The 14,072-nt window shown below is 38.5% G+C and carries 13 protein-coding genes; 8 read left to right on the forward strand and 5 right to left on the reverse strand.

Features of this window, described 5'->3' with window-relative positions; all coding sequences use genetic code 11:
• Positions 1 to 3: 3 nt before the first annotated feature.
• From EHQ49_RS06305 to EHQ49_RS06320, 4 genes are all read right to left on the reverse strand, one after another.
• Entirely contained in the window at positions 4 to 507 is a 504-nt protein-coding gene (locus tag EHQ49_RS06305; protein WP_135577390.1) for a chemotaxis protein CheW, read from the reverse strand.
• A gap of 9 nt (positions 508 to 516) precedes the next feature.
• Positions 517 to 2,265: a methyl-accepting chemotaxis protein gene (locus EHQ49_RS06310; RefSeq protein ID WP_135577392.1), complete on the reverse strand. Its 1,749-nt coding sequence runs from the start codon at positions 2,263 to 2,265 to the stop codon at positions 517 to 519.
• Positions 2,266 to 2,364: 99 nt separating this feature from the next.
• Complete coding sequence (locus EHQ49_RS06315; RefSeq protein WP_135577394.1) at positions 2,365 to 3,690, reverse strand: hypothetical protein; 1,326 nt, start codon at positions 3,688 to 3,690, stop codon at positions 2,365 to 2,367.
• The gene (locus tag EHQ49_RS06320) at positions 3,650 to 4,675 is read right to left on the reverse strand and encodes a hypothetical protein (protein WP_135577397.1); all 1,026 of its coding nucleotides are present in this window, start codon (positions 4,673 to 4,675) and stop codon (positions 3,650 to 3,652) included. The genes EHQ49_RS06315 and EHQ49_RS06320 overlap by 41 nt, the downstream gene beginning before the upstream one ends.
• Before the next feature lie 100 nt (positions 4,676 to 4,775).
• Here EHQ49_RS06320 and EHQ49_RS06325 point away from each other — a divergent pair, with 100 nt between their 5' ends.
• Genes EHQ49_RS06325 through EHQ49_RS06360 form a run of 8 tightly spaced genes read left to right on the forward strand, consistent with a single transcriptional unit; the run spans position 4,776 to position 12,294 of the window.
• Complete coding sequence (locus tag EHQ49_RS06325; RefSeq protein WP_425269827.1) at positions 4,776 to 5,036, forward strand: hypothetical protein; 261 nt, start codon at positions 4,776 to 4,778, stop codon at positions 5,034 to 5,036.
• Complete coding sequence (locus tag EHQ49_RS06330) at positions 5,037 to 6,404, forward strand: PP2C family protein-serine/threonine phosphatase (RefSeq protein WP_135577401.1); 1,368 nt, start codon at positions 5,037 to 5,039, stop codon at positions 6,402 to 6,404. It begins immediately after the preceding gene.
• Between the two features lie 5 nt (positions 6,405 to 6,409).
• A complete protein-coding gene (locus EHQ49_RS06335; RefSeq protein WP_425269832.1) occupies positions 6,410 to 7,186 on the forward strand; it encodes an enoyl-CoA hydratase-related protein in 777 nt (258 codons plus the stop codon).
• Positions 7,187 to 7,190: 4 nt separating this feature from the next.
• Entirely contained in the window at positions 7,191 to 7,655 is a 465-nt protein-coding gene (locus EHQ49_RS06340; RefSeq protein ID WP_135577405.1) for a DUF192 domain-containing protein, read from the forward strand.
• Positions 7,656 to 7,706: 51 nt separating this feature from the next.
• Entirely contained in the window at positions 7,707 to 10,220 is a 2,514-nt protein-coding gene (locus tag EHQ49_RS06345; protein ID WP_135577407.1) for a glycogen/starch/alpha-glucan phosphorylase, read from the forward strand.
• Positions 10,221 to 10,269: 49 nt separating this feature from the next.
• Complete coding sequence (locus EHQ49_RS06350; protein ID WP_135577409.1) at positions 10,270 to 10,740, forward strand: response regulator; 471 nt, start codon at positions 10,270 to 10,272, stop codon at positions 10,738 to 10,740.
• Between the two features lie 49 nt (positions 10,741 to 10,789).
• A complete protein-coding gene (locus EHQ49_RS06355; protein ID WP_244241372.1) occupies positions 10,790 to 11,800 on the forward strand; it encodes a HEAT repeat domain-containing protein in 1,011 nt (336 codons plus the stop codon).
• A complete protein-coding gene (locus tag EHQ49_RS06360; protein ID WP_135577411.1) occupies positions 11,797 to 12,294 on the forward strand; it encodes an LIC_11959 family protein in 498 nt (165 codons plus the stop codon). Before EHQ49_RS06355 ends, EHQ49_RS06360 begins: the two co-directional genes overlap by 4 nt.
• Here the strand turns inward: EHQ49_RS06360 and EHQ49_RS06365 are convergent.
• Positions 12,291 to 13,880, reverse strand: coding sequence for a hypothetical protein (locus EHQ49_RS06365; protein WP_135577413.1), 1,590 nt, complete (start codon positions 13,878 to 13,880; stop codon positions 12,291 to 12,293). The genes EHQ49_RS06360 and EHQ49_RS06365 overlap by 4 nt on opposite strands.
• Between the last annotated feature and the right edge of the window lie 192 nt (positions 13,881 to 14,072).

Genomic DNA, 14,072 nt, shown 5'->3' on the forward strand with positions numbered 1-14,072 from the left:
GGATTAGGCTCCCGGAATATCCTTAATCAAATGAGTCTCTTCTTGAGTGAGTAATCTCTGTAAGTTGATAAGAATTTTAACCGTATCTCCCACCCTTCCTGTGGCATAGATGAATCTAGAAGATCTTGATTCTCCTATTTTGGGAGCCAAATCAATATTCTCTACAGGGATTCTTACAACATCATTGACTTTATCAACAATGAGTCCCAGAGGTAATCCATCTAGTTCAATCAGTAATACACAAGTTCTGTCGTGATATGCTTTGAATGGAATATCAAAACGTAGTCTAACATCCATAACTGGAATGATTTTCCCACGAATGTTGATGACTCCTCGTAAAAAAGGAGCTGTCCCCGGAATCGTTGTGATTGCTGGAAGGGCAAGAATTTCGGTAAGATGGCGAACTTCAAATGCATAGTCTCGATCTTCTAAACTAAAACAAAGATACAAATCTCTCATTGTATCTTCGTCTGCATTTAAATCCCATGACTTTAATGTCTGACTCATAATCTGGCCTTACAATACAATTCTTGGTTTTTCTACTCGGGTGAGAGCAGTCGTTTTTGCTCCATCATCCTTAAGTTTGAAACCCATAATGACGGAACGCATGATCTCCACTTGGCGTTTCAATGTTTCACTAGAGGCGGCAACTTCTTCTGCGGATGCAGCCGTAGTTGATGTAACAGTTGTTACTTGGTCTATCCCTTGTGTGATTTGTAAAACAGCTGATTTTTGTTCATGGATGGAAAGGGCTAATTCTTTCGTAAGGCTACTTACATTATCAGCACTCTCGGAAATTTGACCAAGAACCTCTGCCGTTTTTTCCGTCGCTTCGTTTCCTAGTTTGACTTTTTTCATCGAAGATTCGATGAGTAAGGTTGTTTCATCAGCGGCATTGGCACTTTTTTGAGCTAAATTTCGTACTTCTTCGGCAACGACTGCAAATCCTTTTCCATGTTGTCCAGCCCTTGCAGCTTCTACTGCCGCATTCAGAGCTAAGATATTCGTTTGGAAAGCTATATCATTAATGACTTTGTTGATTTTTGAAATTTGATCGAAGGAGTTGCTGATTTCTCCCATAGCAGAAACCAAATCTTTCATTTTTGAATTTCCCTCAATCGCTTGTTTGGCGGTAGATTCAGAAAATTCTGTCATTCTTTCCGCATTTTCAGCGTTGGCAAGAAAACTGTTGCTAATCTCTGTGAGTGTTGCAGAGATTTCTTCCACTGCACTTGCTTGTTCACTGGCAGCCTCAGACAAAGATGTGCTCGCGTCCGCCAATTGTTGGGCACCCAAATCTACTTCTTGTGAGGTGAAGAATAGTTTTTCTACTACATCCGATAGATTGATTAACATTCTGCGGAGACTGAGTCCTAATTGATCACGATCTGATTTGAGTGTCACATCGGCACTTAGGTCAGAATTAGCAATCCGTTCTAAGTGTTCGGCACGTTCTTTAATAAAAGTAACCAGTTCCATAAATGCTTGGGACAACTGTTGGATTTCATTACCTGCTAAGTTTTTCCCATTTAGGGTTCTTTTATGTTTTGTGTCGAGGTCTACATCTAAATCACCAATCGAGACCGTTTGTGCAACCTCTACAATTTTTTTCATCGGTGCTGCAATGGAATCTGAGAAAAATACAGCAATGACAAAGACAAGAACGAAGGCAAGGATGACTACTGTTGATACAATGACGAGAGAACTTTTGAACTGCGCTTCCGATTTATGGTATTCTTCTTTGGCAACCTTCAATTGGACTCGGATCAAATCATCAAGATGATGTGTGAGTGGTTCGAATATAGGATACATATCCACGGTAACAAATTTTTCTAATTCTACTTCGTTTCTTGTTTCTAATAAAATACGGAGTTGTTTGACGCCGGCTTTGAGAGGAGGAAATTCCTTTTCCATCTGATCTATGATCGCTTTTTCTTCCGGAACGAGATAGGTTCCGAGGTAAACCTTCCAAATTTCGTCTGCTCTGGTTTCCGATTCACGGATTGATTCCAAGGCTTCTTCGACACTGATTTTTTTCGCTCGGACTTTATTGGCGGAATCAACAATTCCAATCAGGTAGGCATCGGATACTTCTTTGATCTGGCTTATGGGAACCACTCGGTCTTCGAATACTGTGTGGAGAGAGGCTAAAATCTGACTTGCCGAATAGAAACTGGCACCTGCGACAACAATCATTAGAAGAATTGTTACCATAAAAGCCAAAAGTAATTTGACCCGAATTTTTAAATCATGAATCCATTTCATAGTTTTTCCTAGAGGTGGACGGAAATATACTTCGAGTTTGCTATTAGTCAAGTCATTCCTAATATTAAAGGATAAAAATCTGATTAGTTTAGATTGAGTTTAAAATGTTTTTGAATATCCTAAGCTAACATAGAATAAATGGGAAGGGATATTTTGTAAGGTATAGGCTTCTCTGAGCCAGGTTTTGACTACCGAGTCCCTTAGGGAATTGCCTGTTTCAATTTGTTCGATTGAATTGAGAATTGAGGTATTGTACGCACCATAAATGCGAGAAGGATTGGTTACTTTTCCATCTTCTGAGGTTCGATTCCAATGTGCTTTGTTTGGATCTCCACCGGCATACCCATAATAATTGTTTGTATCCCATAGATATAAATCAGGTCGAAAGATATGAGCCAATTTGATAAAAAAATCACCAAAAAAGAACGAAGTCGATGTGGTAATGTCTTGGATTCCGTTCCGATTGTCCACAGCATTGTTTCCCATGGCATATCCTAAATTGAAATGAGGCATAATCCGAAAGAATTTTTCTTCTCGGAAAGTATAAGATCCACTGAAGGAAAGATAATTTTTACCGGCAAGGAGTCCTCCATTTTCTGTGGAGTATTGCGTATAGTACGAAATGGTCGGTTTGAATTTTTTTAGAAATGGGAGTTGCCAATGTACAAAATATTCATGCCAAACAAGTCGACTGATTGCATTGGGATTGTTCGCATTGAATGTGTTATTCGGTCCACCGGAAGCATTGGGATTTTCTTTTTGAGTTCCAGGTGAAAGTAAAGAGTTGGGAGTTTTTTGAAAAGTATTATAAAACCAAATACCAACTGCAAAGTCCCCCCACTGGCTTGGATCAAAATGATAACTCATGGAAAAGAAGAGGCCATCAGCTCTTTTATTCCCATTAGGTTCTTTTTTGGGTCCATATCCTTGGTTCGGGCTATATCCTAAACAAGGATCGGATCCTTCGCCTGTGGAAATTCTCTGGTGGACGGATTGAACACAAGGGTCTTGGCCATAAGGGTCATAAAATTTTGCCTGTTCTCCTAAGTAAGAAGGGCCAACCCCGCCGGGACTGGATTGGAGAATGCGTCTGTCGGAATCTCTATCGTCTCTATTTGTTAGTTGGAAGTTTCCAAATAAAGACCACTGGAATTTTTTTTCTGGCGACCAAACATTGATAGAAGGTTGGAGGGCGGGTGCATAGGTAAAACTTTGGTAACTTGCGTTATTCCTTCTGCTCTGAGATTCCCCTACAAATGAATTCCCTCGCCAAAGAAAGTCTGATACAATTTCTGTATTTGTTTCAACAATGAGAGACTTTGTTTCTTCCTGTTTTGTTTCTGATAATAACGGAAAGGAAAATACGAATATCAGTAATAAAAAATTAAGGGTTGGGATTTTTGAGAATGGTTTGGAACAATTCACGGAATCTTCTGCCTCCTTCTTTTCTGATCGGATCTTGTAATAGAGTTTCCGATCTTCCATTTGAGGTGAGGATGACTTTGTATTCTTTCTCTAGTAATAAAACATGGACGTACTGTGCAAAAGCTTCTGCATAAGTATCGTCTGCATTTGTAGCAGCATATAAAGATACAAACTGCGTATTGGTGAGTTTTTTATAGAGAGATTTTCCCTCAGGAAAAATCGATAAGGTTGGAGATTTTTGATAAAATTTGATTTTGTTTCTTTCTGGGAAAAAAGTAGTTTCATAAGGAGAAAAAGTTTCTGACCACCAAATTCCACTGAAGAGAGGAAAATTACGAAAGTCCCTTTGTTTTTCAGAAAAATCAGGCGCATGTCGATAGACGATGGATAAAATGTGACCTAACTCGTGCAATACGATGAAACGAATTGCCGTTTCTTTAGAATTAGTATCATCTAAGTGAATTTTGACCGCATGTTCATTAGAAGGAAGAAAAGCTGTAGATTCTTTTTTGGAAGCCCAATCGTTTCCCCCGTCTCCCAGAAGATCGGAATCTAAATAGATGATACCACCGATGGGTTTACCTGCATCATCTCGAACAATACCAGTAAGTCCTGTGGATCCTAAGTTTGTCACAAAATAGATTCCGTAAATAACTGAATCGGCAACAGCGTTTACTTCTTTTGGGAGCGATTTTTCAATTTGGTTCAGTTCTGATTTCCAACTAGATAGATCTTTAGTTGGAGCAGGAACATCGCTAATCTCGTCAATTTTGTTGATGGTCACTAATGTTTCTAATCGTTTGGAATCCAAAGGATAAACACGTGTATTCCATTTCCCTTCTAATGGGGGAAAATTCTTTTTTTGTAATCCAATACTGTTTTGGGCCCACTCTGCATAGGGATTTAAAGGGATTGAAAATGATTGGGGAGTACATACCCAAAAAAGGAGAGGAAGTAAGGATATGAGGTAAGGATTCGAACGCATTTGCCGATTGTATTTCTATATGAAAGGATTTGTCGGTCTATGCTTTTTTTTGCCAGGAATCCTTTTCGCTGAAATCAATCCATGGAATTTACGACCCGATGTGCGTATTTTAACTAGAAAAGAAGTGTCACATATTGTAATGGAAAGAAGGTCTGACCATTTTCGGGTGACATTGATTGTTTCGGAGCGATTCCCGTACAATTACAAAGCCTTATCTCACCTTTTTTTCTTTCGGATGGAAGATGAGAAAAAAGCGTTTGAACTTGCGAATCAAATGGACAAGTATTTGGATACTGGAAAAGCTTTCACCATCACCTTGAATGGATCAGAGATCCAAACTTTGGTATGGGGAGAACCCTGATTGACACGTTCCTTTTATTTATACTTCAAAGAAATCTTTCGTAAACCTACTAAATCAGAATGGGAAATTTTAAAATTAGTAGAAGCCCGTTATGATAAGGAATATACGTTTTATATTTTTATCACCCATATCATCGTTTATTCTTTATTGATCGCTCCTCCATTTTCTGAAATCCGAATGCAAGTTCTGCCTTATTTGCTCGGTGTATCGATTGCAAGACTCATTTTACTTGTGCAGTTTTATACAAGGAATGTTCCCATTCAAAGAGTTATTTACTTTAGTGGTATTGTCGCTGATGGCTTGGTTTATCTTGTATTTATTGTAGGAATGCATTCGTTTCCATCTCTTGGAGTTTTTTATTTATTGAATTCCTATTTGATGTCTTTTGTTTTTCCCATCCTTCTTTATAGTACGAGACTTGATCCTAAAGCTTGTATCCTCAGTGCTTTTTATTTTTCAGTTTTACATATAGTTTATATTTTTAATTTACCTTCTGCTGTTTCTGATCAGTTTTCCTTTTTTAGTAAATACTTTTTGATTTTAGTATACTGGGGAAGTGCTGCGCTTGGAACAGTTTTTGTTTTAAACAAAAGAAAAGATACTACTGACATGTACAATCTTTCCGAAGAAAAAAGATTTATGTTACACGAGTTGGAACTTGCAAAAAAAGTACAAGATGCACTGTTTCCTGGGAACATAAAAATTCCAAACCTTGCTTTTACTTATTATCGCAAAAGTCCAAATGTGATTGGTGGGGACTTCTTTGACTTCGTTCAACTCCGGGAAGGAAACGTTGGGGTGTTTTTAACAGATGTTGCGGGACATGGAATCTCTTCTGCGATGGTTGCTTCCATCATGAAGGTGTTAGTTTCTACCATTCCGTATCGTTTTAAAACTGCACCGGCAAAACTGATGGATTATTTAGATGATCGTTTGACAAACGATCTTAATAAATACCATGCATCAGCGATCTATTTGTTCTTTGATTTCATTGAGAAAAAATTGATTTTAGGTAATGCAGGGCATCCGTATTTGATTTTAGCACATAAAGGTGAAGATTACCAAGAGTTGGAAACTCAAGGTGCGATCCTAGGATTTAATATTAAAATCCCACCAATCACGGAGAAAACTCTGCCCATTGCTCCGGGAGATCGTTTTTTTATTTATACCGATGGACTGATTGAATCCACAGATCCTGAAGGAAATTGCTTAGGGACCGAAGGACTCCTAGCATTACTCAATCGTCATAGACAAAGTCCAAACATCAAAGAGCTTGAAAGAAATCTACTTTCTGAATTGAAAACCAACTACGGACTCGACAGTTTTTCTGATGACACCATGTTTCTCATATTGGAAGTAGAAGAATAAGGAGAATTCATTTGTCTTTTTTAGATATCCAAATCAAATCCAATTTTGCTCTTGTCACCATCAAAAGGCCAGAAGCCCTCAACGCACTCAATGATGTTGTCATCACGGAAATCGGTGCCATGGTCGATGAACTCGAATCCAATGCCTCGGTTCGTGGATTCATTTTAACTGGTGAAGGGAAAGCTTTTGTCGCTGGTGCCGACATTGCAAAAATGAAAGAGTTTAATGTTCGCGAAGGCCAAGCGTTTTCGGAACTCGGCCAAACTGTTTTTAGAAAGATGGAACTCTCCGGTCTCATCTCTATTGCTGCGATCAATGGATTTTGTTTGGGTGGAGGAATGGAACTTGCTATGGCATGTGATATTCGTTATGCGGTAGTGCCGGCAAAATTAGGACTCCCCGAAGTGACTCTCGGTTTACTTCCTGGTTTTGGTGGTTCACAAAGACTTCCAAGACTCATTGGTGTAGGGAGAGCCACCGAACTTATTTTATCTGGGGATATGATTTCTGCAGAAGAAGGATATAGGTTGGGACTGATCAACAAAGTCACAGAACCTGCAGAACTATTAAACGAAGCCGAAAAAACGATAACTACGATCTTATCACGAGGACCTAATGCAATTAAGGCTGCCAAAACTGCCATTCGCCAAGGTTTGGAAACCAATATGGAAGGTGGACTGGAGTGGGAAAAACAACTATTCGGTGGCAGGTTTGCAGATGAAGAAACCAAAGAAGGCCTCTCTGCTTTCCTAGAAAAAAGAAAACCAAACTTCAAAGGTTAATACAATGAAAACACGGATTGGAATTCTTATTGTTCTTTTGACTTTGTCTGTTTGTAAACAAGCAGAATCCTTTCCGTCACAAACCAATACTCCCGAAATCATTTTTGGTAGTGTTGCTGATCGTGCACTAAAATTGGAAATTGCAAACACTCCTTCCACAAGAGCAACGGGCCTTATGTACCGCACGAAACTGGGAGAGGACGAAGGAATGCTCTTTGTTTTTCCTCGCCCGGATCTTTTAAGTTTTTGGATGAAGAACACACTCATCCCTTTATCCATTGGTTATTTTTCAGAAGATATGCGACTTTTAGAATCATTCGACATGAAACCAAACCAAACAGAAGAAGTATACAATGCCAGAAGACCTGCGATGTATGCTTTGGAAGTCAACCAAGGATGGTTTGCAAAACACAAAATCGGTAAGGATGCAGTTCTTACTTTGGAACGAAAGGTCTCTGCCCGAGATTAATTTTTCTCTTTTTACTTGAATCTCTGATACCCATGGTTATCATTTTTTACCATGGTTGTCAACAATCCCCGTTTAATTACCCTTTTATCGGAAGAACAAAAAGCCGACTTGGCTTCGATGGAAAAACAATTTGCCCATCATTTAGAATATACCATTGGTAAAAACAGGTTTAATCTTAAAAACGAGGATATATATAAAGCACTTGGCCATACCATAAGAGATTTCTTAATCGATCGTTTGAATGTCACTCATGAACGTTACAGAAATGAAAATCCTAAACGAGTGTTTTATTTTTCATTAGAATTTCTTATGGGACGCACTCTTATGAATGCTCTCATTAATCTTGGGTTATACGAAACAATCCAAGTTATGTTAAGAGGGATTGGTTTTGAACTTACAGATGTTTTGGAGTTTGAAACTGATGCTGGGCTTGGGAACGGTGGACTGGGACGATTAGCTGCTTGTTTTTTAGATTCTATGGCCACTCTGAATGTTCCTGGATTTGGTTATGGAATTCGTTATGATTATGGAATTTTTAACCAAATCATTGCGAATGGAAACCAATTGGAAATGCCTGATCATTGGGATGCCGATGGAGTTCCTTATGAAGTAGTTCGTTCTGATATTTCCTTTTCTGTTGGATTTTTTGGCCATACAGAAACTAAGGTTTCGGGAAAGGGAAAAATTCAACATGATTGGGTTCCCGATGAAACAGTTCTTGCTTCTGCTCATGATTACCCCATTCCAGGATTTAACACGAGTACGGTGAATTATTTACGACTTTGGGCAGCTAAATCTTCAGAAGAGTTTAATTTGGATTATTTCAATCATGGCGACTATATGAAAGCCGTACAAGATAAATCCATATCAGAAAATATTTCTAAAGTATTATATCCAAACGACACCACTGAACAAGGAAAGGTACTTCGCCTCAAACAACAATATTTTATGGTTTGTGCTTCTCTTCAAGATATCTTAATTCAGTATCGAGAATCCACACAAAATCTAAGAGAACTTTCAAACTTTGTTGCCATCCAATTGAATGATACCCATCCAAGTATTGGAATTGCAGAACTGATGAGAATTTTTCTCGATCATGAGGAGATGGACTGGGAACCAGCTTGGGACATTGTTACCAAAGTATTTTCTTATACCAATCACACGGTTTTACCAGAAGCTTTGGAAACATGGAGAGTGGAACTTTTTGAAAAACTTCTTCCTAGACATTTAGAAATCATTTATGAAATCAATCACCGGTTTTTATCCAATGTCCGCAGTAAAGGAATTTTATCTGAAGAAGAAATTAAACAAGTCAGCATCATAGAAGAAGGCCATGAAAAACGAATCCGAATGGCAAATTTAAGTGTCATTGGTTCTTACCGCGTAAATGGTGTGGCCGAACTTCATTCTGAACTGATTAAAAAAACCATCTTCCAAGCTTTTACCAAAGTATTTCCTGAAAAATTTAGTAACAAAACCAATGGAATCACTCCTCGTCGTTGGTTACTTCAATCTAACCCTAGTTTGGCGAACCTAATTTCCAAACGAATTGGAAATGATTTTACAACTGATTTATACAAACTAAAAGAATTAGAATCCTTTGTGGATGATGGCGACTTTCAAAATGATTGGCGTAAAGTAAAACAAACGGCCAAAGAGGAATTAACAAAACTGATTAAAAGTGAAACAGGCATTTCTATTGATCCTAAATCAATGGTTGATGTACAAATCAAAAGATTTCACGAATACAAACGCCAACTTTTGAATATTCTGCGAGTCATTGCTGAATATAGACGAATCAAAGAAAATCCATCTCGTCCAATCACACCACGGACTGTGATTTTCGGTGGAAAGGCCGCTCCTGGATATTATATGGCCAAACTCATCATCAAGTTAATCAACAATGTTGCTTGGGTGATCAACCGTGACCCGGATGTGGCTGATCGTTTGAAAGTGGTTTTTTTGCCTAACTATCGTGTAAGCCTAGCTGAAAAAATCATACCCGGAAGCAATTTATCGGAACAAATCTCTACCGCAGGAACCGAAGCTTCCGGAACGAGTAACATGAAATTTATGTTAAATGGAGCTTTGACCATCGGGACCTTGGACGGAGCCAATGTAGAAATTTTGGAAGAGGTGGGAGCTGAAAATATTTATATATTTGGTCTGCACACAGAAGAAGTTTATCAATTGAAGGAAGCAGGATACCAACCTGCTGATTTCATTCGTCGTAATGAGGACCTGCACAGAGTCCTACTCATGATTCGTGAGAATTTATTTTCCATGGGAGAACCTGGTATTTTTGGTCCCATCTACGATAGTTTGTATTATACAGACAATTATCTCCTTATGGCCGATTTTGATGCTTATGACGAGACTCAAAACCTCGTGGCCAGGGATTTTTTGGATGAGAAAACTTGGACGAGAAAGTCCATTTTGAATGTGGCAAGGTCAGGCAAATTTTCCTCCGATCGTACGATCCGTGAGTATGCCAAGGATATCTGGAAGGTCCCCCTACTTGACACAGTTCCTCCCAAAACTATCTACAAATTGCCACAAAACTGAATCGACATAAAAGAACTAAGGTTGTATCGTTCCAAGGAAAGGGTCCCAAATGAGTAAAGGTTATATTATATGTGTCGATGATGAAATATCGGTATTGGAAACGCTTGCGGAACAACTTCTGGCTCGATTTGGCGAATCCCATATCATCGAGACGGCAAGCAGTGCCGAAGAAGCACTTTCATTAATCGATGAAATCATCAGTAGCAACGACATCGTGGAGTTGATTGTTTCTGATCAAGTGATGCCTGGAATGAAAGGGGATCGATTTTTGGAGCAGGTGCACCACCGCCTTCCCGATGCGATCAAAATCCTTCTTACGGGTCAGGCAGGACTTGATTCCGCAATTTATGCCATTAATAACGGGGGACTCAGTCGGTATGTCGAAAAACCTTGGAACATTGAAGAACTCTCCAAAGACATCAAAGACCTACTCGATAAGTTTCGACAGAATTTGGAAAACCAACACCTCATCCAAGCCCTCAACCGTCGTATTATCGAACTGGAATCACAACAGCAGTAAAATCCAATCACTCATTCTGGTTTTAGTTTTCCTTTCTCTTTCGCCTATTTTGGGCAAAGAGAAAGAACTCACTCCAGAACAAATTTCCAAAAAAAAAGAAGTCCTTTCCAAAATCATTCGTTATGGAACAAGTCAAGAAAGGAAACAGGCATTAGGTGAGCTTACGCGTTTTCCTAAAGAAAATGCAAGTGAACTTTATGAACTCATTGGAGAACAATTAAAAACAGAAAAAGATATGGGGATGAAAATTGTCCTCTTAAAGACCATTGGTGACTTAGACCTAAAGGAAAATAAAGATACTATCGTTTCCCTTTTTGAAGACTCGAATGAAGATGTTGCGAAACAAGCCGTAAATTCTGCGAAAAAAATGAAACTTGCAGAAGCCACTAATCCCCTACTTGAAAAAGTAAAAAAAGAAGATTTCACCAAAAATACGAATTCTCTTAGTTTATACATCAGTGCTTTGGCGGACTTACCTGATGGAAAAGTAGCGGCTCCTTTTCTCGAAACAAAATTTCGAGAAAAGTTTAATAATGCAGATATGCGTGGCCAAATTGCCTTATACTTTGGAACAGTTTTATATTCTGAAGCAGAATCGGCTCTTATGGAAGTGGCTTTTGATGAAATCCAACCAACCACTTTACGTTGTTATTCAATGAATACACTTGGTAAGTTAAAATCAGAAACAGCCAAACCAAAGTTATATGAACTTTTGGATTCATTAAAAAAAACTGCGGGTAAGTTGGATGCCAAAAAGGCCCAGTCTTTAAAGATCTATGCCATCGGTGCTCTTGTGACCATGGGTGATAAAGAAGTATTTCAAGAACTGAATGAATTTGCCCGTGATGATGATAGTATGGTGAGACTTCGTGCAATTGAATTTATGGGAAGTTTAAAAGATCCAAAAGCATTGGAGTTATTGGAATACAAACGTGATCGTGACCCAAGTCCAAAAGTACAAAAAGCTGCTAAAAAAGCCATCGACCAAATCAATGGAAAAGAGACAGCTCCCGAAGAAGAAAAATCGACGGAAGAAAAACCAGAAGAAGAGCCGAAATGAAAGGGAAAGTTTTTTTTTCTTTTTATATCCTTCTCTCGATTCTTTTTGGGATCTCTCTTTATTCAGAAGAGGATGGAAGATATACTGGTCCAATCCCTCGTTCCGAAAAACGAATCTTAGATGGGAAATCAGAATTTCAAAAAACGGGGGCTTTCCCTTTAGAGTGGAAGTTGTTTTATAAAGGAAAACAAGGGGATTTCGTTGTTTTTTATGATCTAAATGGGGATGAAATCCATTACCGGTATAGAAGGAATAAGTTCGATTTGGACGCCGAATTTTTTGTAAAGGATTTGTTTCCTGGAAATCCCTATCGAGTGAAGGGAGAGTGGATTGGTTATTATTTTTATTCTGTCGATGAAAGAGGGAAACGTTCTTCGTTACCAACACCCAAAAAAGTACCTGCTGAACCTAAGGAATTTGTAGATAGACAATCCATTCCTATTTTTAAGTTAACCGAATACATTGAAGTTCGCACAGACGATTTACTCTATTAAAGATCAATTTTTTGTAATAACTGAAAGTTAATAAACAAAATGGGGTTTGGATCATTTTCCTTTTCCGAATAACTTATGTTTAATGAAATGAAGGGGCTTACCCATTTGAGTTTGAAGATTTCTTGCCTATCCGTTAAGTTAATATTAAAATCTGTGGCATAAGTCCAGTTTTCAAACCAAGCCCTCGTTTTGGGATGGCCTTCTCGAAAGATGGCGCTGAATTCTAGTAAGTTTCCGTTATCGATGGGTAGGGCTAGTTTTCCTTCCCATTGGCCTCCATTTTCTCGAGATTCAAATCCAAAAGATACTACCGTTTTTTCTTTTCGCCATTCGTAAAATGCAGCTCGTCCTATTTCATTCCATTGATAATTTCCCGATTCGTTGTATTCTCTATACCGATAGAGTAAGTTTCCCCATTCCGAAAAAAAGAAGGGTAAAAATCCAGACCGTCCGTTTTCATAACGGTGACCTTCAATGGAACTTAAAAATTCAAAACCAAGTATGTGTTTGAAACTCCCACGTGTGTATCCTAAAACTTGTGGGATTTCCGGCCGCACTTCCGATGGAGAAACCATTCCATATAACAAAGGTGAATCTCTATATACAGTGGCATCTAAAAACAATTTAGATGCAGGGGATTCTGATTTTAAATAGAAAAAACCCACGGATTCTTTTTTATCAAAGATGGACTCCGCCTGAATTCTATGGTTTCCTAAGTCTTGAGAATTCCAAGAATCATTTATGTATAAACTAGATTTATTTTCTCCTGCCGACCAAACGGCCGAATAGGATTTGTTTGGTGATACAAAGTAGATTCCAGGATAGGCAGAGAATGCGGCTGATTGATACATTCCGAATTCATATTCTTTTCCCTCTCTGAGATATCTGTATCCTAAAAAGTTAGAAAATAAAATAGGTTGGGGGAGGGGAGATCCTGTTCTTTCCAATTGAGAATAGAAGTTTGGATCTTTCGCAAAGTAAAAATGAGGGATGGGTTTATAACGATTCCCAGAAGTGAATCGAAATTGTTGGAAAGTAAGATTAGTTCCATAAGAAAAGGTCTCATCACGTTTTTCTAAAATCCAAATTTGTCCTTTTCCTTTCCCACCAAGAAAAACGGAGGAATGATTTTTTTCCTCTCTTGGCAAATACCGAACATCCAAGTTTTGGTAACCCATCCCAAAAAATAACTCATAAGGTGGATCTGTTGTGTATGGAAAGGTTTGGTTTCTTTTTATATTTTTTGTTTTGGTATCCCTAGGGAAATTTCGATCAGTACCTGAATGGGGTTGGTGATTTACATTTTTAGTTTCGACTAATCTTTGTTTGGATCTTTCTCCTTCATTCAATGGCTGTTGGATGTAGACTGTAATTTGTTTTAGTTTCCAAACTTTTGCTACGAGGTTTGCCTCTTTTCCTTTTAAGGACCGTTTCCACTGAATGAAATTTTCTGGAGGTTGTTTGGCTTTTTCCTTCCAGGCTGCGGCCAAATGGGGAGGAAATCCGGCTTCTAAAAGTTCGGAGATGGAAACCTGATCCGGCTTTTTCTCTACGGCTTGCAAAGTCTGTACGAGAGAAATCCACAAAATAACCCCGATTTTCTGCCAATCCACCAGGATTGAGGTCTGAAATTTCGTTTTTTAGGCCTCATTCCGGTTGCTTTTTTTTAAAAGGGACATATTTTATATCTCCCAAATCAAAAAATTCTTATCTAGGACGGGTTTTGTCCCAGGTGGATGCTAAATTTATATATAGAAACCGATAAAAACGTGAAAAAA

This window comes from Leptospira perdikensis, assembly GCF_004769575.1.
Lineage (GTDB): Bacteria > Spirochaetota > Leptospiria > Leptospirales > Leptospiraceae > Leptospira_A > Leptospira_A perdikensis.

Coding starts and splice junctions, on each gene's coding strand:
- EHQ49_RS06305 (WP_135577390.1), bottom strand. CDS start 507: ATGAGTCAGACATTAAAGTCATGGGATTTAAATGCAGACGAAGATACA.
- EHQ49_RS06310 (WP_135577392.1), bottom strand. CDS start 2,265: ATGAAATGGATTCATGATTTAAAAATTCGGGTCAAATTACTTTTGGCT.
- EHQ49_RS06320 (WP_135577397.1), bottom strand. CDS start 4,675: ATGCGTTCGAATCCTTACCTCATATCCTTACTTCCTCTCCTTTTTTGG.
- EHQ49_RS06340 (WP_135577405.1), top strand. CDS start 7,191: ATGAAAACACGGATTGGAATTCTTATTGTTCTTTTGACTTTGTCTGTT.
- EHQ49_RS06345 (WP_135577407.1), top strand. CDS start 7,707: ATGGTTGTCAACAATCCCCGTTTAATTACCCTTTTATCGGAAGAACAA.
- EHQ49_RS06350 (WP_135577409.1), top strand. CDS start 10,270: ATGAGTAAAGGTTATATTATATGTGTCGATGATGAAATATCGGTATTG.
- EHQ49_RS06360 (WP_135577411.1), top strand. CDS start 11,797: ATGAAAGGGAAAGTTTTTTTTTCTTTTTATATCCTTCTCTCGATTCTT.